At 68.9% G+C, this 22,420-nt stretch carries 18 protein-coding genes; 1 reads left to right on the plus strand and 17 read right to left on the minus strand.

The features are described from left to right. Positions 1-409: 409 nt before the first annotated feature. Positions 410-3,148: a preprotein translocase subunit SecA gene (gene secA / locus AB3X08_RS18030; RefSeq protein WP_369934130.1), complete on the minus strand. Its 2,739-nt coding sequence runs from the start codon at positions 3,146-3,148 to the stop codon at positions 410-412. Between the two features lie 162 nt (positions 3,149-3,310). Continuing rightward, the gene (locus tag AB3X08_RS18035; RefSeq protein WP_369934131.1) at positions 3,311-4,258 is read right to left on the minus strand and encodes a peptidoglycan DD-metalloendopeptidase family protein; all 948 of its coding nucleotides are present in this window, start codon (positions 4,256-4,258) and stop codon (positions 3,311-3,313) included. Between the two features lie 10 nt (positions 4,259-4,268). On the opposite strand from AB3X08_RS18035, the gene AB3X08_RS18040 reads away from it, so the two are divergent. Continuing rightward, a complete protein-coding gene (locus AB3X08_RS18040) occupies positions 4,269-4,745 on the plus strand; it encodes a DciA family protein (RefSeq protein WP_369934132.1) in 477 nt (158 codons plus the stop codon). A 148-nt stretch (positions 4,746-4,893) separates the two neighbouring features. Here AB3X08_RS18040 and lpxC read toward each other — a convergent pair whose 3' ends face one another. The 15 genes from lpxC to AB3X08_RS18115 form a co-directional block, all read right to left on the minus strand. Beyond that, positions 4,894-5,805, minus strand: coding sequence for a UDP-3-O-acyl-N-acetylglucosamine deacetylase (lpxC, locus tag AB3X08_RS18045; protein WP_184413577.1), 912 nt, complete (start codon positions 5,803-5,805; stop codon positions 4,894-4,896). A gap of 246 nt (positions 5,806-6,051) precedes the next feature. Further along, positions 6,052-7,272 (minus strand): cell division protein FtsZ, encoded by a 1,221-nt coding sequence (gene ftsZ / locus AB3X08_RS18050; RefSeq protein ID WP_369934133.1) that lies wholly within the window; start codon positions 7,270-7,272, stop codon positions 6,052-6,054. 289 nt (positions 7,273-7,561) lie between these two features. Beyond that, complete coding sequence (gene ftsA / locus AB3X08_RS18055; protein WP_184413574.1) at positions 7,562-8,797, minus strand: cell division protein FtsA; 1,236 nt, start codon at positions 8,795-8,797, stop codon at positions 7,562-7,564. Further along, entirely contained in the window at positions 8,794-9,624 is an 831-nt protein-coding gene (locus AB3X08_RS18060) for a cell division protein FtsQ/DivIB (protein WP_369934134.1), read from the minus strand. Before AB3X08_RS18060 ends, ftsA begins: the two co-directional genes overlap by 4 nt. 127 nt (positions 9,625-9,751) lie before the next feature. After that, complete coding sequence (locus AB3X08_RS18065; RefSeq protein ID WP_369934135.1) at positions 9,752-10,693, minus strand: D-alanine--D-alanine ligase; 942 nt, start codon at positions 10,691-10,693, stop codon at positions 9,752-9,754. Beyond that, entirely contained in the window at positions 10,690-12,126 is a 1,437-nt protein-coding gene (gene murC / locus AB3X08_RS18070; RefSeq protein WP_369934136.1) for a UDP-N-acetylmuramate--L-alanine ligase, read from the minus strand. The genes AB3X08_RS18065 and murC overlap by 4 nt, the downstream gene beginning before the upstream one ends. Beyond that, positions 12,123-13,382 carry an undecaprenyldiphospho-muramoylpentapeptide beta-N-acetylglucosaminyltransferase gene (gene murG / locus AB3X08_RS18075; protein ID WP_369934137.1) on the minus strand — a complete coding sequence of 420 codons (1,260 nt, stop codon included), beginning with the start codon at positions 13,380-13,382 and terminating at the stop codon, positions 12,123-12,125. Before murG ends, murC begins: the two co-directional genes overlap by 4 nt. Further along, complete coding sequence (ftsW, locus tag AB3X08_RS18080; protein WP_369934138.1) at positions 13,379-14,701, minus strand: putative lipid II flippase FtsW; 1,323 nt, start codon at positions 14,699-14,701, stop codon at positions 13,379-13,381. The genes murG and ftsW overlap by 4 nt, the downstream gene beginning before the upstream one ends. Then, positions 14,701-15,786: a phospho-N-acetylmuramoyl-pentapeptide-transferase gene (gene mraY, locus AB3X08_RS18085; protein WP_184413566.1), complete on the minus strand. Its 1,086-nt coding sequence runs from the start codon at positions 15,784-15,786 to the stop codon at positions 14,701-14,703. The genes ftsW and mraY overlap by 1 nt, the downstream gene beginning before the upstream one ends. Continuing rightward, entirely contained in the window at positions 15,776-17,314 is a 1,539-nt protein-coding gene (locus tag AB3X08_RS18090) for a UDP-N-acetylmuramoyl-tripeptide--D-alanyl-D-alanine ligase (protein ID WP_369934139.1), read from the minus strand. The genes mraY and AB3X08_RS18090 overlap by 11 nt, the downstream gene beginning before the upstream one ends. After that, positions 17,311-18,804 (minus strand): UDP-N-acetylmuramoyl-L-alanyl-D-glutamate--2,6-diaminopimelate ligase, encoded by a 1,494-nt coding sequence (locus AB3X08_RS18095; RefSeq protein WP_369934140.1) that lies wholly within the window; start codon positions 18,802-18,804, stop codon positions 17,311-17,313. Before AB3X08_RS18095 ends, AB3X08_RS18090 begins: the two co-directional genes overlap by 4 nt. Next, a complete protein-coding gene (locus AB3X08_RS18100; protein ID WP_369934141.1) occupies positions 18,801-20,675 on the minus strand; it encodes a peptidoglycan D,D-transpeptidase FtsI family protein in 1,875 nt (624 codons plus the stop codon). Before AB3X08_RS18100 ends, AB3X08_RS18095 begins: the two co-directional genes overlap by 4 nt. After that, a complete protein-coding gene (ftsL, locus tag AB3X08_RS18105; protein WP_009576670.1) occupies positions 20,672-20,935 on the minus strand; it encodes a cell division protein FtsL in 264 nt (87 codons plus the stop codon). Before ftsL ends, AB3X08_RS18100 begins: the two co-directional genes overlap by 4 nt. Beyond that, positions 20,932-21,981 carry a 16S rRNA (cytosine(1402)-N(4))-methyltransferase RsmH gene (rsmH, locus tag AB3X08_RS18110; protein WP_369938568.1) on the minus strand — a complete coding sequence of 350 codons (1,050 nt, stop codon included), beginning with the start codon at positions 21,979-21,981 and terminating at the stop codon, positions 20,932-20,934. Before rsmH ends, ftsL begins: the two co-directional genes overlap by 4 nt. A gap of 14 nt (positions 21,982-21,995) precedes the next feature. Then, positions 21,996-22,397 (minus strand): division/cell wall cluster transcriptional repressor MraZ, encoded by a 402-nt coding sequence (locus tag AB3X08_RS18115; protein WP_221231962.1) that lies wholly within the window; start codon positions 22,395-22,397, stop codon positions 21,996-21,998. Between the last annotated feature and the right edge of the window lie 23 nt (positions 22,398-22,420).

Raw genomic sequence — 22,420 nt, forward strand, 5'->3', positions numbered from 1 at the left:
CTCTCCCATCGGGAGAGGGGTTGGGGTGAGGGTACGGCGCGAAAGCGACTCGCGGCGTTTGGTGCACAAGGCTGCACCCGTACCCTCATCCGCCCCTGCGGGGCACCTTCCCCCGAAAAGGGGCGCCATGGTCCCAAGAGGAGAAGGGAACAGCCGTTAGCCCCTCTCCCATCGGGAGAGGGGTTGGGGTGAGGGTACGGCGCGAAGCGACTCGCGGAGGTTGGATGCACAAGGCTGCGCCCGTACCCTCATCCGCCCCTGCAGGGCACCTTCTCCCGAAAGGGGGCCATGGTCCCGAGGGGAGAAGGAACACCCTTTACGCGAGGATTTGGATGTTGGTGAGCTGGGGCCCGCGTTTGCGAAGCCAAACGTGGCGCTGTTGCGCGATTGCGCAACAGCGCGCTTGCTCTTAGCTCAACTGCCCATGGCAATGCTTGTACTTCTTGCCGCTGCCGCACGGGCACGGATCGTTGCGGCCGACCTTGGGCGCCTCGCGGGTGACCTGCGCCACCTGCGGCGCGTTGGCGCCCAACGCGACCTGCGCGGCTTCCTCGTCGGCACTGTAGCCGCCGGCATCCTGATGCTGGAACTGCGCCTGGCGCAGTTGCGCCTCCATCTGCTGCCGTTCCTGCGCTTCCAGCGCCGCCACCTCTTCCTCGCTGCGGATGCGCACGCGCGCCAGCAGGGTCACCACCTCGCGCTTGGCGTGCTCGAGCATCTCCGAGAACAGTTCGAAGGCTTCCTTCTTGTATTCCTGCTTGGGCTGCTTCTGCGCGTAACCGCGCAGGTGGATGCCCTGGCGCAGGTAGTCCATGCGCGCCAGATGCTCCTTCCAGCTCTGGTCGAGCACGGTCAGCATCACGTGCTTCTCCAGCGCGCGCATGGTCTCGCCGCCGATCGCCGACTCCTTCTCCTGGAAATGGCGATCGACTTCCTCGCGCACCTTCTCGGCGATACCGGCCGCATCCAGTTCCTCGTGACGCTTGACCAGGTCGGTCAGCGACAGCGACAGGCCCAGGTCGCTGGACAGGGTCGCTTCCAGCCCGGCCAGGTCCCACTGCTCGTCGATCGAGTTCGGCGGCACGAAACGCGCCACCAGCTCGTAGATCACATCGTCGCGGATGCCGTCGACGTTGTCCTTGACCGACTCGGCGTCGAGCAGCTCGTCGCGCTGCGCATAGATCACCTTGCGCTGGTCGTTGTTGACGTCGTCGAAGTCGAGCAGGTTCTTGCGGATGTCGAAGTTGTGCGCTTCGACCTTGCGCTGCGCCTTTTCGATCTGGCGGCTGACCATGCGGTCCTCGATGACGTCGTCTTCCTTCATGCCCATCATCCGCATCGCCTTCTGCACCCAGTCGGAGGCGAAGATGCGCATCAGGTTGTCTTCCAGCGACAGGTAGAAGCGCGAGGAACCCGGATCGCCCTGGCGGCCGGAGCGGCCGCGCAGCTGGTTGTCGATACGCCGCGACTCGTGGCGCTCGGTGCCGATGATGTGCAGGCCGCCGGCCGCCTTGACCGCGTCGTGGCGTTCCTGCCAGGCCGCCTTCAGGCGCGCGCGCTCGGCGTCGCTCAGGTCCTCGCCCAGCGCGTGCAGCTCGGCTTCCAGCGAGCCGCCGAGCACGATGTCGGTACCGCGGCCGGCCATGTTGGTGGCGATAGTCACCGCGCCGGGCTGGCCGGCGTTGGCGACGATCTGCGCCTCGCGCTCGTGCTGCTTGGCGTTGAGCACCTCGTGCTTGACCCCGGCCTTGCGCAGGTGCTCGGACAGCATCTCCGAGGTTTCGATCGAGGTGGTGCCGACCAGCACCGGCTGGCCGCGCTTGGCGCAATCCTCGATGTCGGCGAGCACCGCGTTGAACTTGCCCTGGCGGTTGAGGAACACCTGGTCCGGCCAGTCCTTGCGGATGGTCGGGCGGTTGGTCGGGATCACCACCACTTCCAGGCCGTAGATGCTCTGGAACTCGTAGGCTTCGGTATCGGCCGTACCGGTCATGCCGGACAGCTTCTTGTACATGCGGAACAGGTTCTGGAAGGTGATGCTGGCCAGCGTCTGGTTCTCGCGCTGCACCGGCACGCCTTCCTTCGCTTCCACCGCCTGGTGCAGGCCGTCGGACCAGCGCCGGCCCGGCAGGGTGCGGCCGGTGAATTCGTCGACGATGACCACTTCGCCGTCGCGCACGATGTAGTCCACGTCGCGCTGGTAGATCGCGTGCGCGCGCAGCGCGGCGTTGAGGTGATGCACCACGCTGAGGTTCTGCGCGCCGTACAGGCGGTCTTCCTCGTTGGTCAGGATCCCGGCGGCGCGCAGCAGCTCTTCGGCGTGCTCCATGCCCGCCTCGGACAGATGCACCTGCTTGCCCTTCTCGTCGACCCAGAAGTCGCCCTCGCCTTCCTCAGATTCCTGCTTGGTCAGCTGCGGCACGATGCGGTTGACGCGGATGTACAGCTCCGGCGAATCGTCGGCCGGGCCGGAGATGATCAGCGGGGTGCGCGCCTCGTCGATCAGGATCGAGTCGACTTCGTCGACGATGGCGTAGTTCAGGCCGCGCTGGTAGCGGTCGGCCTTGGACAGCGCCATGTTGTCGCGCAGGTAGTCGAAGCCGAACTCGTTGTTGGTGCCGTAGGTGATGTCGGCGGCGTAGGCGGCGTGCTTGTCGCTGTGCGGCATGCCCGGATAGACCACGCCCACGCTCAGCCCCAGCCAGTTGTACAGCTTGCCCATCTGCGCGGCGTCGCGGCGCGCCAGGTAGTCGTTGACGGTGACCACGTGCACGCCCTTGTCTTCCAGCGCGTTGAGGTACACCGGCAGCGTCGCCACCAGGGTCTTGCCTTCGCCGGTGCGCATTTCCGCGATCTTGCCCAGGTGCAGGACCATGCCGCCGATCAGCTGCACGTCGTAGTGGCGCATGCCCAGCACGCGGCGGCTGGCCTCGCGGCACACCGCGAACGCTTCCGGCAGCACCTTGTCCAGGCTCTCGCCGCCGGCGATGCGCCCGCGCAGTTCCGGGGTCTTGGCCTGCAGTTGCGCGTCGGAGAGCTGCTCCATCTCCGGTTCCAGCGCATTGATCTTGGCGACGATACGGTGGAGCTGGCGCAGCTGGCGTTCGTTGCGACTACCGAAAACGCGAGTAAGCAGACTGTTGATCATTGAAGGAACCGGTTGGAAAGGAACGCCCGTACGGCCCAATCCCCCAGGGAATCGGCGGGCCGCAAACGAAACAGGGCGCGAGGCGCCCTGTCGTGGCAAAGCGTATTGTAGCTTGGGGCGGGCGCCGGCGATTCAAGCGCCGGCACGCCACCCCAGGCCGACTCAGCCGCGGCCGCGGCGGCCCACCGGGGTGGCGCCATCGCCGAGGAACTTGGCCGGGTTCATCACCACGCCGTCCTTCCAGACCTCGAAATGCACGTGCGCGCCGGTGGAACGGCCGGTGGAGCCGGCCTTGGCCACTTCCTGGCCGACCCGCACCAGGTCGCCGACCTTCACCGACAGCCGCGAATTGTGCGCGTAGCGGGTGACATAGCCGTTGCCGTGATCGACCTCGACCACGTTGCCGTAGCCGCCGCGCACGCCCGAGTAGCTGACCACGCCGTCGGCCACGGCCAGCACCGGGTCGCCGACATTGGCGTGGAAGTCGATGCCCTTGTGGTTGCCGGCGCCGCCACCGAACGGATCGGCGCGACCGCCGAACCCGGAGGTGATGTAGCTGTTGCGGATCGGCATCCGCGACGGCACCGCGTTCTGGTCGAGCTGGTGGTCGAACAGCAGCGATTCGAGCACCGACAGCTGCTGGCCGGAAGTGGCGAACTGCTGCTGCAGCCCGTCCAGTTCCTTGCTCAGCTGCGGCGCCGGCATGTCCTGGCTGACCTCGTCGTCGCCGCCACCGACGCCGACCGGCTGGTCGAAGTCGAATTCGCCGTCCTGCAGCTTGCCCATGCGGGTCAAGCGTTCGCCCAGCGCGTTCAGGCGGGTGGCCTGCGCCTGCAGTTCGCCCAGCCGCGCGGCCAGCGCGTTGACCTGGGTCTGCGCGTCGCGGCGCACCTGCGCCAGTTCCGCGTCCTGCCGCTCCACCTTGGCCCGCAACTGCGCCGAACCGACGAAGCCGGTCGCGGCGCTGACGCCAATGCCGAGTACCATGCCCACCGCCAATACCGACCCGAGTACGGCGAGGGGACGCCGGTCTGCGAACTCGCGCAGCCGCCACGGCAGGTCTTTTATCCCCTTTTCACGCGAATTGATTACGATCTTCTTAAACGCCATATGAGTTTTCATGTCTAAGCGAAAGTCCGGCGAGGGCCATACCACCGCGCCGATGCCGGCGTTGGACGCCGCATTGGCGGACAAGGTGGGCGACCCGTTGCGGCGTGCCTTGTGGCTCGACGCGCTGGACCGGCAGTTGCGCCCCCATCTGCCGCCGAATCTGGCCTCCCGTTGCCGGTTGGCCAATGTGAACGGCGAACAGCTCGTTTTTCTCGTTGACTCTCCGGTCTGGCACGCCCGTGTCAGGCTTGCCGAGGCCGATATCCTCGCTGCGGCCCGGTCCCTCGGGCTGAAGGCCACCAGGGTGACCGTCAAGATTGCGACTGCATCCGCGCATTCCCCAATGCAACAGGCAAGAAGCAAGCCAGCACCGGTTTCCGCGGCGACGCACAAGGGATTGCGCGACGCGCTGGCGTCCTTGCAGGACATCGATTCCACGACGCCTGAAGCAGCGACGGCCTCCGGCCGGCGCGGTCTGCGTACGTAGACACGCACGTCACGACCCGACGCATCCTAGCGGGCGCCGGCGTCGAGGTCGTTATCGATCCGTTAAATAGAAGTTAAGAAGGGCCAAAGATCCGACGGATCGCCCGTTCCGTGATGCCAAACCGCCCCCGGCCGCGGGGCGGCAAACTTTAGGCGTAGGCCACGGCCCCGTAGGCCACCGGAGCCGGCACGGCCCTGGAATCGAAGCTCACCCACTCCCATGCGGCCTGCTCGGCGAGCAGCGCGCGCACCAGCTTGTTGTTCAGCGCGTGGCCGGATTTGTAGCCTTCATAGGCACCGAGGATGGCGCCGCCGGCCAGGTACAGGTCGCCGATCGCATCGAGGATCTTGTGCCGCACGAACTCGTCGGCGTAGCGCAGGCCGTCGTCGTTGAGCACGCGGAACTCGTCGAGCACGATGGCGTTGTCCATCGAACCGCCCAGGCCCAGGTTGCGCTCGCGCATGTACTCCAGATCGCGCATGAACCCGAAGGTGCGCGCGCGGGAGATTTCCTTGATGTAGGCCATGGTCGAGAACTCGATTTCCTGGCGCGACTGCTTGGCCGGGATCATCGGGTGATCGAACTGGATGGTGAAGCCCAGCTTGTAGCCGTCGTACGGCTCGAAGCGGGCGATCTTGTCGCCGTCGCGCACTTCCACCGGACGCTTGATGCGGATGAAGCGCTTGGGCTTGCCCTGCTCGACGATGCCTGCGGACTGCAGCAGGAACACGAACGGGCCGGAGGAACCGTCCATGATCGGCAATTCGGCCGAGGACAGCTCGACGATGGCGTTGTCCACGCCGAGGCCGGCCATCGCCGACATCAGGTGTTCCACCGTCTGGATCTTGGCCTCGCCACGGCTCAGCCCGGTGCACAGCGTGGTCTCGGTGACCAGCTCGGCATCGGCCGGCACTTCCACTGCAGGTTCCAGGTCGACGCGCCTGAACACGATGCCGTGATCGGCCGGTGCAGGACGCAGGGTCATGTACACCTTGTCGCCGCTATGCAGGCCCACGCCGGTGGCGCGGATCGTGTTCTTGAGGGTGCGTTGCTGGGTCATGGGAGACAGTTTGGGAACGTCCGCTCAGACGGGAACTGAACGGAATTGAGAATATCACGCGTTTAGCCAAATTTTAACAATACGGTCACAGCATCCTATTTGCGCAACGCTGGCGCAGGCCGGCGTCGCGGTCGCAAAAACCTGCCGGGTCGAAACGACCCGGCAGCAAAGGACACGGCGCGCCGCCCGGGCGGACAGGCCCGATCGGCGGTGTTGCGGCCGGCACGCGGCCGGCCTGGCGAAGCATCAGTCGGCCTGGCGGCGCAGGAACGCCGGGATGTCCAGGTAGTCGTTCGGCAGGTCGGCCGCCGCCGGTGCCGGTGCGGACGCCCCCATCGCATCGCTGCTCGGACGCCGCAGGCCCAGGCCCATCGCGCCGCCGACCGCCTTGGACACGGCGTCGCCGCCATGCTCGAAGTCGCCGAATTCCGGCTGGCCGGTGGTCGCGTTGCGCACCAGCTTGATCGGCGCACGCTGCTCCGGACGCTGGGCCTGGCGCGACACGGCACGGTTCAGGCCGGTGGCGACCACGGTCACGCGGACTTCGTCCTGCATGTCCGGGTCGAGCACGGTGCCGACCACCACGGTCGCATCTTCCGAGGAGAAGCCTTCGATGGTGCGGCCGATCTCGTCGAACTCGGCCATGGTGAAGTCAGGGCCGGCGGTGATGTTGACCAGGATGCCGTTGGCGCCGGCCAGGTTGACGTCGTCCAGCAGCGGGTTCTGGATCGCCGCTTCGGCCGCCGCCTGCGCGCGGTCGTCGCCGCGGGCCGAGCCGGTGCCCATCATCGCCAGGCCCATTTCCGACATCACGGTGCGCACGTCGGCGAAGTCGACGTTGATCAGGCCCGGACGCACGATCAGGTCGGCGATGCCCTGCACCGCGCCCTGCAGCACGTCGTTGGCGGCGCGGAACGCCTGGATCATGGTGGCGTTGCGGCCGAGCACGGTGATCAGCTTTTCGTTCGGGATGGTGATCAGCGAGTCGCAATGCTGGCTCAGTTCCTCGATGCCTTTCAGCGCGACCTGCATGCGCCGGCGGCCTTCGAACGGGAACGGCTTGGTGACCACGGCGACGGTCAGGATGCCCATCTCCTTGGCCAGCTGCGCGACTACGGGCGCGGCGCCGGTGCCGGTGCCGCCGCCCATGCCGGCGGTGATGAACACCATGTCCGCGCCCTGCAGCGCGTCCATGATGCGCTCGCGGTCTTCCAGCGCGGCCTGGCGGCCCACTTCCGGATTCGCGCCCGCGCCCAGGCCCTTGGTGACGTTGGTGCCGAGCTGCAGCTGCAGCTTGGCGCCGCAGTTCTTGATCGCCTGCGAGTCGGTGTTGGCGGTGATGAACTCCACGCCGTCCACGCTGCTGCTGACCATGTGCGCGACCGCGTTGCCGCCGCCGCCGCCCACGCCGACCACCTTGATTACCGCGTTGGGTGCCATCTTTTCAATCAGTTCGAAATGCGCCATGTCCGTGTCCTCTTGAGCCGGGATTCGGGATTCGGGAGTGGGGATTCGGAACAACTCCGATCCTCGTTCCCGCCTCTCCGTCCGGCGAGTGTTGTTGTTTGGAAGCCGGGATTGGGGATTCGGGATTGGGGATTCGCAAAGCACGATCGCCCTACACCGTTGCCCGCTCCGCGGCGGAATCACTGCAAAAAAAACCTATCGCCCACCTCTCTCCGCTCTCCGCTCTACCGCTGTTGCTTTGCTGTTGCTCTTACGAATCCCCAATCCCGAATCCCCACTCCCGGCTTCATCAGAATTCGCCGCGATACCAGTTCTTCAATTTCTTGAACAGGCTGCCGGCGCGGCCGGTGGGCAGCGACGGACGCCGTGGGTGTTCGATCTGGCTGCCCATCAGCAGCAGGCCCACGCCGGTGGCGTGCACCGGGTTGCCGACCACTTCGCCCAGGCCGGTGACGTGCTGCGGGATGCCCACGCGCACCGGCATCTGCACCATTTCCTCGGCCAGTTCGACCACGCCTTCCATCTTCGAGGCGCCGCCGGTCAGCACCATGCCGGCGCGCACCAGCTCCTCGAAACCGGAGCGGCGCAGTTCGGCCTGCACCATCTCGAAGATCTCCTCGTAGCGCCCCTGCACCGCCTGCGCCAGCGAGTGGCGCGGCATGCGCCGCGGCGGGCGGTCGCCGACGCTCGGCACCTGGATGCTTTCCTCGGCGGTGGCCAGCTGCGCCAGCGCGCAGGCGTAGCGCACCTTGATCTGCTCGGCTTCCGGGGTGGGCGTGCGCAGCATGTGCGCGATGTCGTTGGTGACGTGGTCGCCGGCGATCGGCAGCGAGGCGGTGTGGCAGATCGCGCCCTGCACGAACACCGCCAGATCGGTGGTGCCGGCGCCCATGTCGACCAGCACCACGCCCAGCTCGCGCTCGTCGGCGGTCAGCACCGCCACCGAAGACGCCAGCGAGGACAGGATCAGGTCGTCCACCTGCAGGCCGCAGCGCTGCACGCACTTGCTGATATTGGCGGCGGCCGACTGCGCGCACACCACCAGGTGCGCGTGCACTTCCAGGCGCACGCCGGTCATGCCGACCGGGTTGCGGATGCCTTCCTGCGAATCGTCGAGCACGTACTCGCGCGGGATCGCGTGCAGGATGCGCTGGTCGGCCGGGATCGCCACCGCCTTGGCCGCTTCCAGCACGCGGTCCAGGTCGGTCCAGGTCACCTCGCCGTCGCGGATCGGCACGATCCCGGGCGAGTTCTTGCACTGCACGTGGTTGCCGGAGATCGATGCATAGACCGAACGGATCTCGCAGCCGGCCATCAGCTCCGCTTCCTCGACTGCGCGCTGGATCGACTGCACGGTGGATTCGATGTCCACCACCACGCCGCGCTTGAGGCCGCGCGATTCGTGCGAACCGATGCCGATCACCTCGATCGGATTGCCGGGCGAATACTCGCCGACCAGCGCGACGACCTTGGAGGTGCCGATGTCCAGTCCAACGATGAGGGATTTGTCGCCTTTGCGGTTCATGTCTTGGAGCCGGGATTTGGGATTCGGGATTGGGGATTGGTAAAAGCAGGAGGGCTTGGAATTCTGGGAAGGTCGGTGGAAGCGGAGCGTTGCGAAGCCGGTTTCTTTCCCGATCCCGAATCCCGAATCTCCAATCCCTGCCTTTCGACCGTGAATCCGTTGGTGTAGCGCAGGTCGGCGCGCGCGATCGGCGCCTGCTCCGGCGTGGCCAGTTGCGGCAGCACGCGGGCGAAGCGCGCCAGGCGGGCGCGGGCGTCGTCGCGGCCGACCACGACCTGCACGCCGTTGCCCAGTTGCAGCGACCAGCTGCCGCGCGCGTCCATCGCCACGCCGGCGACCTGCAGCCCGGCCGGCGCAAACAGCGCGCGCGATTCGTTGTACAGCGCGACCACGTCCTGGGCCTTGGCGTCCGGCCCGGCCAGCTGCGGCAGCGCCATGCCGCGCAGTTCGCTCGGCAGCGCGAAGATGCGGCCCTGCTCGGACAGCATGCGGTCGCTGCCCCAGCGCGCGAACGGGCGATGCTCGGTGACGCGCACTTCCAGCACGTCCGGCCAGCGCTTGCGCACGCGCGCGCTTTCCACCCACGGCAGCCGCTCGATCGCGTCCTGCGCGTCCTGCAGGCGCACCGCGAAGAAGCCGCGGCGCGCATACGGCAGCACCACCTGGCGCAGCTGCTCGGCCGGCACGCGCTGCAAATCGCCGGTGACCTGCAGCCGGCTCAGCGGCCAACGCTCGGCGCCGACCCAGCCGTTGAGCACGGCCACCACCGGCAGCGCGACCAGCGCCAGCGCCAGCAACCAGGCGAGGATGCGCAGCAGGGCGCTCATGCGGCACTCCGTGCCGGGGGATTCGGGATTGGGGATTCGGGATTCGTGCAAAAGACGCGCGCGGGCGCGCCGGCAGCGCGACGCTGCCGCTTTGCGAATCCCCAATCCCCAATCCCGAATCCCGGCTTCACAGCGTCTGCTCCAGGATTCGCCAGCACAGATCGGCGAAATCCACGCCCAGCTGCGCAGCGGCCTTGGGCACCAGCGAGTGGCTGGTCATGCCCGGCGCGGTGTTGACTTCGATCAGCTGCAGGCCGCGCACGCGGTCGCGCATCACGTCGACCCGGCCCCAGCCGCTGCAGCCGGCCGCGGCGAAGGCCTGCAGCGCGAGCTGGCGGATCCGGGTCTCGTCGTCGCCGCTCATGCCCGGGCACAGGTACTGGGTGTCCTCGGCGATGTACTTGGCGTGGTAGTCGTACCAGTCGCCGGCGGGGACGATGCGGATCGACGGCAGCGCGATGTCGCCCAGGATGCCGACGGTGTATTCCTCGCCCTGCACCATCTGCTCCATCAGCAGTTCGCCGCTGTAGTCGGCGGCGAACGCGCGCACCGGCGCCAGGTCGGCCTCGGACAGCACCCGGAACACGCCGACGCTGGAACCTTCGCAAGCCGGCTTGACGAACAGCGGATAGCCCAGTTCTGCGGCCGCCGCGGCCAGGTCGGCATCGGCGCCGATGCGGGCGAAGCCCGGCGTCGGCAGGCCGGCGGCGATCCACACCTGCTTGGTGCGGATCTTGTCCAGGGTCAGCGCGCTACCAAGCACGTCGGGGCCGGTGAACGGCACCTGCAGCGCGCGCAGCAGGCCCTGCACCACGCCATTCTCGCCATCGCCGCCATGCAGGATGTTGAACACGCGGTCCACCGCGCCGGCGCGGATGCGCTCCAGCAGCGCGGGAATGCCGTCCACTGGTTGCGCGTCGACGCCGCGGCTGCGCAGCGCCTCGAGCACGTTGGCGCCGGAGTTCAGCGACACCTCGCGTTCGCTGGAGGTACCGCCAAACAGCACCGCGACGCGGCCGAACGCGGCCGGGTCGGTGATGCGCGGCGGCGGCAGGGTCTGCGCGCTCATGCGTCCGCTCCGCCGACGAACCCGTCCTGCGCGATGTGCTGGGCGACGTAGCCGATGTCGCCGGCGCCCATCATCAACAGCAGGTCGCCGTCCTGCAGCACGTCCGGCAGCACCCCGCTCAGTTCGGCGACCTGCCCGACCACCACCGGCTCGCTGCGCCCGCGCGCACGGATCGCGCGCGCCAGCGAGCGCGCGTCGGCGCCGGGGATCGGCGCTTCGCCGGCCGGATAGACCTCGCTGAGCACCAACGCATCGACTTCCGACAGCACCGCGGCGAACGCATCGAACTGGTCGCGGGTGCGGCTGTAGCGATGCGGCTGGAACGCGACCACCAGGCGCTTGTCCGGCCAGCCGCCGCGCGCGGCGGCGAACACCGCCGCCAGCTCGCGCGGATGGTGGCCGTAGTCGTCGACCAGGCGCACGCGTGCGCCGGCGGCGGTGGTCACTTCGCCCAGGTCGTTGAAGCGGCGGCCGATGCCGGCGAAGCTCTGCAGCGCGCTGGCGATCGCCTCCGGCGCCACGCCCAGCTGCCAGCCGATGGCTGCCGCGGCCAGCGCGTTGAGCACGTTGTGCCGGCCCGGCAAGGCCAGCGTCACCGGGGTGCTGCTGCCTTCGGGCAGGCGCAGGGTGAAGCGCATGCGCGGGCCGTCCTGGACCACGTCCTCGGCGCGCACGTCGGCGTTCTCGCTGAGGCCGTAGCTCATCACGTGGCGCGGGGTCTTGGCGGCCAGCGCGGCCACTTCCGGATCGTCGATGCACAGCACCGCCAGGCCGTAGAACGGCAGGCGCTGCAGGAACTCGGCGAACGCGGCCTGGACCCGGGCAAAGTCGTTGCCGTAGTTCTCCAGGTGATCGGCGTCGATGTTGGTGATCACCGAGATCAGCGGATTCAGGCGCAGGAAGCTGCCGTCGCTCTCGTCGGCCTCGGCGACCAGCCACTGGCCGCCGCCGAGCTTGGCGTTGGCGCCGGCGGCGAGCAGTTGCCCGCCGATCACGAAGGTCGGGTCCAGCCCGCCTTCGCTGAGCACCGCCGCGGCCAGGCTGGTGGTGGTGGTCTTGCCGTGCGTGCCGGCCACCGCGATGCCGCGGCGGAAGCGCATCAGCTCGGCCAGCATCGCCGCGCGCGGCATGATCGGGATGCGCTGGCTGCGCGCCTCCATCAGTTCCGGGTTGTCGTCGCGGATCGCGCTGGACACCACCACGCAGTCGGTGCCGAGCACGTTGGCGGCCGAATGCCCGCGCATCACCCGCGCGCCAAGCTTGACCAGGCGCCGCGTCGCCGCGTTGTCGGCGTTGTCAGACCCGGACACTTCGTAACCCAGGGTCAGCATGACCTCGGCGATGCCGCTCATGCCGGTGCCGCCGATGCCAACGAAGTGCACGCGCGGAAACGCGCGGACCAGATCGCCGGTGTCGTGGAGACGGCGGATCACAGGGCACCTCCTGCGGAGGTGCCGGGATTCGGCATTCGGGATTGGGGATTGGTGGCGTCGCCGGCGGCCTGTTGCCGCGGCGCATCGCGATGTACGGGTGTCTGCATGGTGTCCTGCTTGTGCTCCTGCTCTTTACGAATCCCCAATCCCGAATCCCGACTCCCAGCCTCTTCCAGAATGATGTCGGCAATCCGCTCGGCCGCATCCGGCTTGGCCAGGCTGCGCGCGGCGTCGGCCATGGCCAGGCGGCGCGCGGGGTTGCCTAGCAGGTCGCGCAGCACGCCCTGCAGGTTGGTCGCCAGGGCGTCGTCCTGCTTCAGCAGCACCGCGGCGCCGCGTTCCACCAGGTATTCGGCATTGCGGGTCTGGTGGTCGTCGACCGCGGCGGCGAACGGCACCAGCACGCTGCCGATGCCGACCGCGCACAGTTCGGCCAGAGTCGAGGCGCCGGCGCGGCACACGATCAGGTCGGCCCAGGCGTAGGCGGCGGCCATGTCGCCGATGAAGGCTTCGACGTTTGCGGCGACGCCGGCGTCGGCATACGCCTGGGCCGCTTCGTCGCGCAATTTCTCGCCGCACTGGTGGCGCACCTCGACCTGCGCGCCGAGCGCGGCCAGCGCGCGCGGCAGTGCCTGGTTCAGCGCGCGCGCGCCCTGGCTGCCGCCGAGCACCAGCAGGCGCACCGCGCCGTCGCGCGCGGCGAAGCGCTGCGCCGGCGGCGGCAGCGCGGCGATTTCGGCACGCACCGGATTGCCCACCGCTTCCTCGCGCGCGGCGAAGCTGCCCGGGAACCCGGTCAGCACGCGCCGCGCCATGCGCGACAGCACCTTGTTGGTCAGGCCCGGCGCGCGGTTCTGTTCGTGCACCAGCAGCGGCAGTTTCATCAGGCGCGCGGCGATCCCGCCGGGCCCGGCGGCGAAGCCGCCGAAGCTGACCACCGCGCGCGGCGCGCGCCTGCGCAGCACGAAGCCGGCGGCGCGGATCGCGCGCATGACCCGCACCGGCGCGCCGAACAACGCCAGCGCGCCCTTGCCGCGCAGGCCGCCGATGGCGATGGTGTCGATCTCGATGCCGTGCTGCGGCACCAGTTGCGTTTCCATGCGCCCGGCCGCGCCCAGCCACACCACCGGCACGCCGCGCGCGCGCAGCACCTTGGCCACGGCCAACGCGGGGAAGATGTGCCCGCCGGTGCCGCCGGCGAGGATCATCACCGGCGCGGCGGAGGCGGCAGCGGACGTGGGCGCCGACGCGCTCATCCGAGCCTCCCGAAGGTGGGTTCGACGCGCGGCTGCATGCGGCTGGTGCCGCGGCCCGGGGCACCGCCCTGGATCGCCGCGGCCACTGCGCTGGCACTGGCCTCGCGCGCAGCCTGCAGATCCTCGGCGTTGTCCACGGTCTGCTTGACCGGCATCGCCGCATCGCTGCGCACCAGCGCCACCTGGCGCTCGGCGCGGTTGAGTTCGTAGGACACGCGCAGCAGCAGGCCCATCGCCGCACAGGTCATCAGCACGCTGGAACCGCCAGCGGAAATCAGCGGCAGGGTCAGGCCCTTGGTCGGCAGGATGCCCAGGTTGACGCCGACCGACACGAAGCTCTGCAGGCTGATCCACAGGCCGATGCCGAAGGCGATGTAGCCGGAGAAGTGGCGCTTCATTTCCACGCAGCGCATGCCCAACCAGAACGCGCGCCCGACCAGCAGCGCGTACAGCGCGATGATCAGGCACACGCCGGTGAAGCCCAGCTCCTCGGCGATCACCGAGAAGATGAAGTCGGTATGCGCTTCGGGCAGGTAGTTGAGCTTCTGCACCGAGCCGCCCAGGCCGACCCCGAACAGTTCGCCGCGGCCCACCGCCATCAGCGCGTTGGACAACTGGTAGCCCGAACCGAGCTGGTCCGCCCACGGATCCAGGAACGAGGTGATGCGGCGCAGGCGGTACGGTTCCAGGATTGCGATGAAGGCGAACACCGGCAGGCCGATCACGATCGGCATCGACATGCGCGGCAGGTTGACCCCGCCCAGCACCAGCATGCCGGCGGTGATCGCCAGCAGCAGCGTGGAGGAACCGAAGTCCGGCTGCAGCAACAGCAGGCCGACCAGCGCCACCGCCACGCCCAGCGGCTTGAGCATCGCCGGCCAGGTGGCATTGACCTCGTCGCGGAAGCGCACCAGGTAGCTGGACAGCCACACGATGTACAGCACCTTCACCGCTTCCACGGTCTGGAAGCGGGAGATGCCCAGGTTGATCCAGCGCCGCGCGCCGTTGACGGTGCTGCCCAGCCCAGGCACGAACACCACCAGCAGCAGGCCGAAGCAGGCCAGCAGCAGCAACTGGTTGTACTGCTCGATGTTCTTCAGTTCGGTACGCATCGCCCAGATCGCCAGGCCGATGCCGCCGGCCAGGAACAGCAGGTGGCGGGTCAGGTAGTAGAACGGGCTGACGGTCAGCTCGATCGAGCTGGAACCGACCATCACCACGCCCAGCGATGCCAGCGCCACCACGGCGGCCAGCAGCAACGGGTCATAGCGGCCACCGATGGCCTCGAGTCGGGTTGCCTGGCGTGCGGCGTCGTTCATCAGCGCACCTTCAACGTGGCCAGGCCGACCAGCACCAGCACCACCGAGATGATCCAGAAGCGCACGATCACCCGCGGCTCGGGCCAGCCCTTCAGCTCGAAGTGGTGGTGGATCGGCGCCATGCGGAACACGCGCTTGCCGGTGAGCTTGAACGAGGCGACCTGGATCATCACCGACAGCGTCTCGACCACGAACACGCCGCCCATGATCACCAGCACCAGTTCCTGGCGCACGATCACCGCGATGGTGCCCAGCACCGCGCCCAGCGCCAGCGCGCCGATGTCGCCCATGAACACCATCGCCGGGTAGGTGTTGAACCACAGGAAGCCCAGGCCCGCGCCGGCGATCGCCGCGCAGATGATGATCAGCTCGCCGGCGCCGGGAATCGAGGGAATCTTCAGGTAGGCGGAGAACACCGCGTTGCCCGACGCGTAGGCGAACACGCCCAGCGCGCAGGCCACCAGCACCGTGGGCATGATCGCCAGCCCGTCCAGGCCGTCGGTCAGGTTAACCGCGTTGGAGAAACCGACGATCCAGAAGTAGGCGATGGCGACGAAGCTGACCCCGGCCAGCGGCAGCGCGATCGACTTGAACATCGGGATGTAGAAGGTGATCGCGGCCGGCACGTCGGCGGTGTAGTACAGGAACAGGCCGGCGGCCAGGCCGAAGATCGACTGCAGCAGGTACTTCCAGCGCGACTTCAGGCCGTTCGGGTCGCGGCGCACGATCTTGATCCAGTCGTCGTACCAGCCGATCACGCCGAACGCCAGCATCACCGCCAGCACCAGCCACACGTAACGGTTGCGCAGGTCGCCCCACAGCAGCACCGACAGCAACACGGTCAGCAGGATCATCGAGCCGCCCATGGTCGGCGTGCCGGCCTTGGAGAAGTGGCTCTGCGGGCCGTCCTGGCGGATCGGCTGGCCGCCCTTGAACTGCGCCAGCTTGCGGATCACCGCCGGGCCCAGCCACAGCGACAGGAACAGCGAGGTCAGCGCCGCGAGGATGCCGCGGAAGGTCAGATAGCCGAACAAGCCGAACAGGCTCTCCAGCTGCTGCAGCCAGCGGGACAGTTCAAGCAGCATGCGGCGCCTCCTCTCCCTGCGCCAGCAGCGCGCTCACGATCTTGTCCATGGCGCTCCCGCGCGACCCCTTGACCAGGATGGTGGGAGGAGCCGGGAATCGGGAATCGGGAGTCGGGAGTCGGGGGGGCACAACGCCGTCTGCCACCGCGCCGGTGTTCTCATCCATCAGCTCTGTTTCCTGCTCTTGATCTTGCTCTTCACGAATCCCCAATCCCGAATCCCTACTCCCGGCCGCGCGCAGGTCCGCACGCAGCGCGGCAATCAACGCCGCATGGCTGTCGAACACGCGCGCGTTCTCGCCGAACGCCTGCGCGGCGAAGGCGCTGAGCGGGCCCAGCGCGTACAGCCGGGTCAGCCCGGCGTCGCGGGCGCGGCGGCCGCCGTTGGCGTGCAGCGCCTGGGCGTCGTCGCCGAGTTCGCGCATGTCGCCCAGCACCAGCCAGCGCTCGCCACCGGCAGCGGCCAGCGCGTCGATCGCCGCGGCCAGCGACCCGGGGTTGGCGTTGTAGCTGTCGTCGATCAACACCGCCCCGCCCGGCAGCGTGTGCGCGATCTGCCGGCCCGGTACCGGCTGCACCTGCGCCAGGCCCGCGGCGATCAGCGCCGGCGCGATGTCCAGCGCCAGCGCCAGCGCGGCGGCGGCCAGCGCGTTCATCAGGTTGTGCCGGCCCGGCAGCGGCAACGTCGTTTCAATCTCGCCCTGCGGGGTCACCAGCACGAACTGCGAGCGGTCCGGGCGCATGCGCAGCTGCGTGGCGGTGACCTCGGCGCTGGCCTGCAGGCCGAAGCGCAACACGCGCGGGGACAGCGGCGCCGGCAGGCGCTGTTCGAACCACAGCCCGAACGCGTCGTCGGCATTGATCACCGCGGTACCGTCGGCGCTCAGCGCGGCATAGATCGCGCCCTTGGTCTCGGCGATACCGAGCAGGCTGCCCAGCCGCTCCAGATGCGCCGGGGCGATGTTGTTCACCAGCGCCGCATGCGGGGCGACGATGTCGGTCAGGTAGGCGATGTCGCCCGGCTTGCCGGCGCCCATCTCGTAGATCGCGTAGTCGGCCGTGTCCGGCGCCTCGATCACCGCCAGCGGCACGCCGATCTCGTTGTTGCGATTGCCGGGATTGGCGTAGACGCTGCCGCCCTGGACCCGGCAGGCGTGCTGCAGGATCGCCAGCAGCAACGCCTTGACGCTGGTCTTGCCGTTGCTGCCGGTGAGCGCGGCCACGCGGGTGGCGCGGCCGCGCTGCATGCCGGCGGCGATCCGCGCCAAGGCCAGCTGGGTGTCGGCGACCAGGATCTGCGGCAGTTCGATCTGCGGCTGCAGCAGTTCCACCAGCAGCGCGCTGGCGCCGCGCGCGGCGGCATCGGCGGCGAAGTCGTGGCCGTCGAACCGCTCGCCACGCAGCGCCACGTACAGGCTGCCCGGCGCCAGCGTGCGGGTGTCGTTGGCGATCGCATCGATCGCCACATCGTCGCCGTGCAGTTCGGCGCCGGCCCAGTGCGCGATCATCGACAGCGGCAGGCGCTTCATCGGGCGTGCTCCACGCTGCGTGCGGCACGCGCCTGCAGCGCCTGCGCGGCGATCTCGGCGTCGTCGAACGGATGCTGGATGCCGGCGATTTCCTGATACGGCTCGTGGCCCTTGCCGGCGATCAGCACGATGTCGTCGGGGCCGGCTTCGGCCACGGCCAGGGCGATGGCCTGCGCGCGGTCGCGCCGCACGCGCACCGTCTGCAGGTCGCTGAACCCGGCCAGGATGTCGGCGACGATGCGATCGCCGTCCTCGCCCCGCGGATTGTCGTCGGTGACGATCACCGCATCGGCCAGGCGCTGCGCGATCGCCGCCATCTGCGGACGCTTGCCGGTGTCGCGCTCGCCGCCGCAGCCGAACACGCACAGCAGGCGGCCGTGGGCGTGGCCGCGCAGGCTGTCCAGCGCCTGCTCCAGCGCGTCCGGGGTATGCGCGTAGTCGATCACCAGCAGCGGTTGCGCGTCGCTGCCGCCGAGGCGGTTCATGCGCCCGCGGATCGGCTGCAGCTGCGACAGCGTCGCGGCGATGCGCGCCGGTGCCACGTCCAGCGCGTGCAGCGCGCCGGCCACCGCCAGCAGGTTGTCCACGTTGAAGCGGCCGAGCAGCGCCGACTGCACCGCATGCCGCGCGCCATCGATCAGCAGGTCGAAGCCGATGCCGCGCGCATCCAGGCGCAGCGCCTCGGCACGCAGCGTGGCGCCGGCCTGGCCGCGCGAGCTGACGCCGATGCGGCGCAGCGCTGGGTCCAGCGTCGGCAGCAGTTCGCGGCCGAACGTGTCGTCGAGATTGACCACGGCCGCCTTCAGTCCCGGCGTGGCGAACAGGCGCGCCTTGGCCGCGCCGTAGCTGGCCATGTCGCCGTGGTAATCGAGATGGTCGCGGGTGAGATTGGTGAACACCGCCACGTCGAAGTGCACCGCATCCACGCGGCCCTGGTCCAGCGCGTGCGAGCTCACTTCCATCGCCACCGCCTGCGCGCCGGCGTCGCGCAGCTGCGCCAGCAGCGCGTGCGTCTGCAGCACCAGCGGCGTGGTGAAACCGGTCGGCACCACGTCGCCGTACAGGCCGACGCCGAGCGTGCCGATGCTGCCGCTGCGCGTGCCCAGGCACTGCCAGGCCTGCGCCAGCAACTGCACGGTGGAGGTCTTGCCGTTGGTGCCGGTGACCCCGACCATGGTCATGGTCTGCGACGGATGACCGTGGAACTGGTCGGCCATCGCGCCCATGCGCGCGCGCAGCCCCGGCACCGCGATCGCCTCGGCCGGCGCCGGCAGCTCGGCGGGGGCCGGCGGTTCGAACAGGATCGCCGCGGCGCCATTGGCCTGCGCCTGCGCGACGAAGCCCAGCCCGTGCGCGCCGAACCCGGCGATCGCCACGAACGCATCGCCGGCACGCACCGCGCGGCTGTCCATGACCAGCCCGGACACCTGCACGTCGTGCGCCAGCGCCACGTCCGGCAGCAACTGCGATAGCGGCAGTGCGCGGCTCACTGATGCGTCTCCTGCAACGGCACCGGTTGCGCGACCGGCGGCGGCGGCGCGACGGCGCGCGCGCTCGGCAGCGCGGCTTCGACCTCGGCGGCGGCGTCGGGCACCACGGCCGGATCCGGCTCCACCGCCACCGGCGGCGGCGCATGGCCGCTCTTGCCGGCGGCCTGCGCCGCCAGCCACGCCTGGATGTCGTCCGGCGGCACGTCCATCAGCCGCAGCGCGCCTTCCATCACGTTGTGGAACACCGGCGCCGAGACCAGGCCGCCGTAGTACTTGGCGCCCTGCGGATCGTTGATCACGATGACCGTGGCGAAGCGCGGATTGGTCGCCGGCACCAGGCCGGCGAACAGCGCGTTGTAGTGGCCGCGGATGTAGCCGCCCGGACCGTTCAGGCGCGCGGTACCGGTCTTGCCGGCGACGTGGTAGCCGAGGATCGCCGCGCCCTTGGCGCCGCCCTGGGTCACCACGGTCTCCATCATCGCCACCACTTCCTTGGCCACTTCCGGACTGATGACCTCGCGCGATTCCTGATGCTGGCCCTTGACGAAGGTCGGCTGCATCAGCTTGCCGTTGTTGCCCAACGCGGTGTAGGCGGTGGCGATCTGCAGCGGCGTCACCGACAGGCCATAGCCGTAGGACATCGTGGTCTTGGTGGTGCCGTACCAGCTCGGGCTGCCGGGATGCGACACGACACCGGACGATTCGCCGGGAAAACCGCTGTGCGGCGCGCTGCCGTAACCGAACTTGCGCACCGACTGGTAGAACACCTGATCGTCCAGCTTGGCGGCGATCTTGGCCGCGCCGATGTTGGAGCTGCGCGTGATCACGCCGGTGACGTTGAGCACGCCGTTGTTCCGCGGCACGTCGCGGATGGTGTAACGGCCCAGGGTCATGAAACCCGGGTTGGTATCGATGACGGTATTGGGCGTGACCACGCCCGCCTGCAAGGCGGTGGCGATGGTCAGCGGCTTCATCGTCGAGCCCGGTTCGACCAGGTCGGTGACGGCGCGGTTGCGGCGCGCATCGGAGTTGACCCCGCTGACCGCGTTCGGGTTGTAGGTCGGCAGGTTGACCATGGCCAGCACTTCGCCGGTATGCACATCCACGATCACGATCGAGCCGGCGGCCGCCTTGTTTTCTTCCAGCGCGTTGCGCAGCTGCTTGTACGCCAGGAACTGGATGCGGCGATCGATGCTGAGGGTCAGGTCCTTGCCCGGCTCGGCCGGCTTGACCAGGTCGATGCTCTCCACGATCGCGCCCTTGCGGTCGCGGATCACGCGCTTGGAGCCGGGCTTGCCGCGCAGCCATTCGTCGAACGCCAGCTCCAGCCCTTCCTGGCCGCGGTCGTCGATGTTGGTGAAGCCCAGCACGTGCGCCATCGCTTCGCCCTGCGGGTAGAAGCGGCGGAACTCGCGCTGCGAGAACACGCCGGGGATGCCGAGCGCGACCACCGCATGCGCCTTGTCCGGATTGATCCGGCGCTTGAGGTACATGAACTCCTTGTCCGCCTTCTGCGACAGCTTGGCGGTCAGTTCGTCGCTGGGCAGTTCCAGCGCCTGCGCCAGCTGCGGGATGCGCTCGGGATTGCGCAGCAGCTCCTGCGGATTGACCCAGATCGACTCCACCGGCGTGGACACGGCCAGCGGCTCGCCGTTGCGGTCGGTGATCATGCCGCGCGAGGTCGCGATCGGCAGCTCGCGCAGATAGCGCGCCTCGCCCTGGCGCTGGTAGAAATCGCTGTTGATCAGCTGCACGTAGGCGGCGCGGCCGATCAGGGTGACCGAGCACAGGCTCAGCGCCGCGCCGACCAGCATCAGCCGGCCACGGAGATTGAAGTTGCTGCGCGGGCGGTTGCGGCCGGTCTTGCTCATGGCCGTACCACCACGATGTCGCCGGTTTCCGGAAACTTCATGCCCAGCCGCTCGCGCGCGACCTGATCGACGCGGTTGCTTTCCGCCCAGGTCGCCTGCTCCAGCTGCAGCCGGCCGAACTCGATGTTCAACTCGTCGCGGTTGTGCTCCAGCCGCGACAGCTCGACGAACAGCTGGCGATGGCGATGGCGCATGTACACCACCCCGATCGCCGAGGCGATGGTGCAGGCGAGCAGCACGATGAGCAGCAGCCGGCTCATTGGGCGTCTCCTGGCGGAGACGCCGGGATTGGGGATTGGGGATTGGGGATCGGGCGAGCGCTCTTCTCCAATCCCGAATCCCCAATCCCGAATCCCAGCTTCTCAGCCACACGCAACACCGCGCTGCGCGCGCGCGGGTTGCCGGCCAGTTCGTCGGCGTCGGCCTTGATCGCGCCGCCGTGCAGTTGCAGCGTCGGCACGAACGGCTGCGCTTCGGGCAGGCGGCGGTTGCTCGGCGGGGCCTTGGCGTTGCGGTTCATGAACTGCTTGACGATGCGGTCTTCCAGCGAGTGAAAGCTGATCACCGCCAGGCGCCCGCCGGGCTTGAGCCTGGCCAGCGCCGCGTCCAGCCCGGCCTCGAGGTCGGCCAGTTCGCGGTTGATGTGGATGCGGATCGCCTGGAAGCTGCGCGTGGCCGGATGGGTCTTGCTGTCGCCGCGCGGCATCACGCTGGCGATCAGCTCGGCCAGTTGCGCGGTGCGGGTCAGCGGCTGCTCGGCGCGGCGCGCCACGATGGCGCGGGCGATGCGCCGGCTCTGGCGCTCCTCGCCATAGGTCCACAGTACGTCGGCGATGGCGCGCTCGTCGGCGTGCGCCAGCCACTGTGCGGCGCTTTCGCCGGCCTCGGGATCCATGCGCATGTCCAGCGGGCCGTCCTTGCCGAACGAGAAACCGCGCTCGGCCACGTCCAGCTGCGGCGAGGACACGCCCAGGTCGAACAGCACCCCGTCCAGGTCGGCGGCGGCCTCCCACTGCCCGAGTTCGGCGAAGCTGCCGCGGCGGATGCGCACGCGCGCGTCGCCACCGAACGCATGTTCGGCTTCGGCGATCGCCTCGGGATCCTTGTCCATCACCAGCAGCCGGCCTCCTGGGCCGAGTTTGTGCAGCACCCCGCGCGCGTGTCCGCCACGCCCGAACGTGCCATCCAGATAGATTCCGTCTTCGATCACCTGCAGCCCGTCCATGACCTGCGCGAACAACACCGGCACATGCGCCGCCGGCGGTTGCGACACCGGAAGGTGACCGGCCTGCGCCTGTCCGCGCATCCGGACACCCCGGCTCACAACTTCAGATCGAGCAATCCATCGCCCAGATCCTCGTCAGACAATGTCTGCTGGATCAGTGCGCGATGAGCCTGCTCGCTCCATAGTTCGAACTTGTCGCCCATGCCCAACAGCACGGCGCGCTTTTCGATGCCGACCGCCGCGCGGTGGCTCGGCGGGATGGTGATGCGGCTGTTGGCGTCCAGTTCCAGCGCGGCCGAGGAACCCACCAGCTTCTGCTGCAGGACCCGCACCACGCGCTGGGTGTTGGGCTTGGCCATGACGTCGTCACGGACCCGCTCCCATTCCTTTTCCGCGTACAGCCACAGGCATCCGGCCTCGAACGGGTTGTAGGTGAGCACCAGCCGATTGCCGCTCGCACGCGCGACGAGGTCGCGGTACGCGGTGGGAACCGCCATACGCCCCTTGTCGTCCACTGTGA

Source organism: Xanthomonas sp. DAR 34887 (genome assembly GCF_041245805.1).
Taxonomy (GTDB): domain Bacteria; phylum Pseudomonadota; class Gammaproteobacteria; order Xanthomonadales; family Xanthomonadaceae; genus Xanthomonas_A; species Xanthomonas_A tesorieronis.

Bases quoted from the DNA above. Each gene is read 5' to 3' on its own strand.
- secA (WP_369934130.1), bottom strand. From the start codon at position 3,148: ATGATCAACAGTCTGCTTACTCGCGTTTTCGGTAGTCGCAACGAACGC.
- AB3X08_RS18035 (WP_369934131.1), bottom strand. From the start codon at position 4,258: ATGGCGTTTAAGAAGATCGTAATCAATTCGCGTGAAAAGGGGATAAAA.
- AB3X08_RS18040 (WP_369934132.1), top strand. From the start codon at position 4,269: ATGTCTAAGCGAAAGTCCGGCGAGGGCCATACCACCGCGCCGATGCCG.
- lpxC (WP_184413577.1), bottom strand. From the start codon at position 5,805: ATGACCCAGCAACGCACCCTCAAGAACACGATCCGCGCCACCGGCGTG.
- ftsZ (WP_369934133.1), bottom strand. From the start codon at position 7,272: ATGGCGCATTTCGAACTGATTGAAAAGATGGCACCCAACGCGGTAATC.
- ftsA (WP_184413574.1), bottom strand. From the start codon at position 8,797: ATGAACCGCAAAGGCGACAAATCCCTCATCGTTGGACTGGACATCGGC.
- AB3X08_RS18060 (WP_369934134.1), bottom strand. From the start codon at position 9,624: ATGAGCGCCCTGCTGCGCATCCTCGCCTGGTTGCTGGCGCTGGCGCTG.
- AB3X08_RS18065 (WP_369934135.1), bottom strand. From the start codon at position 10,693: ATGAGCGCGCAGACCCTGCCGCCGCCGCGCATCACCGACCCGGCCGCG.
- murG (WP_369934137.1), bottom strand. From the start codon at position 13,382: ATGAGCGCGTCGGCGCCCACGTCCGCTGCCGCCTCCGCCGCGCCGGTG.
- ftsW (WP_369934138.1), bottom strand. From the start codon at position 14,701: ATGAACGACGCCGCACGCCAGGCAACCCGACTCGAGGCCATCGGTGGC.
- mraY (WP_184413566.1), bottom strand. From the start codon at position 15,786: ATGCTGCTTGAACTGTCCCGCTGGCTGCAGCAGCTGGAGAGCCTGTTC.
- AB3X08_RS18090 (WP_369934139.1), bottom strand. From the start codon at position 17,314: ATGAAGCGCCTGCCGCTGTCGATGATCGCGCACTGGGCCGGCGCCGAA.
- AB3X08_RS18100 (WP_369934141.1), bottom strand. From the start codon at position 20,675: ATGAGCAAGACCGGCCGCAACCGCCCGCGCAGCAACTTCAATCTCCGT.
- ftsL (WP_009576670.1), bottom strand. From the start codon at position 20,935: ATGAGCCGGCTGCTGCTCATCGTGCTGCTCGCCTGCACCATCGCCTCG.
- rsmH (WP_369938568.1), bottom strand. From the start codon at position 21,981: ATGCGCGGACAGGCGCAGGCCGGTCACCTTCCGGTGTCGCAACCGCCG.
- AB3X08_RS18115 (WP_221231962.1), bottom strand. From the start codon at position 22,397: ATGGCGGTTCCCACCGCGTACCGCGACCTCGTCGCGCGTGCGAGCGGC.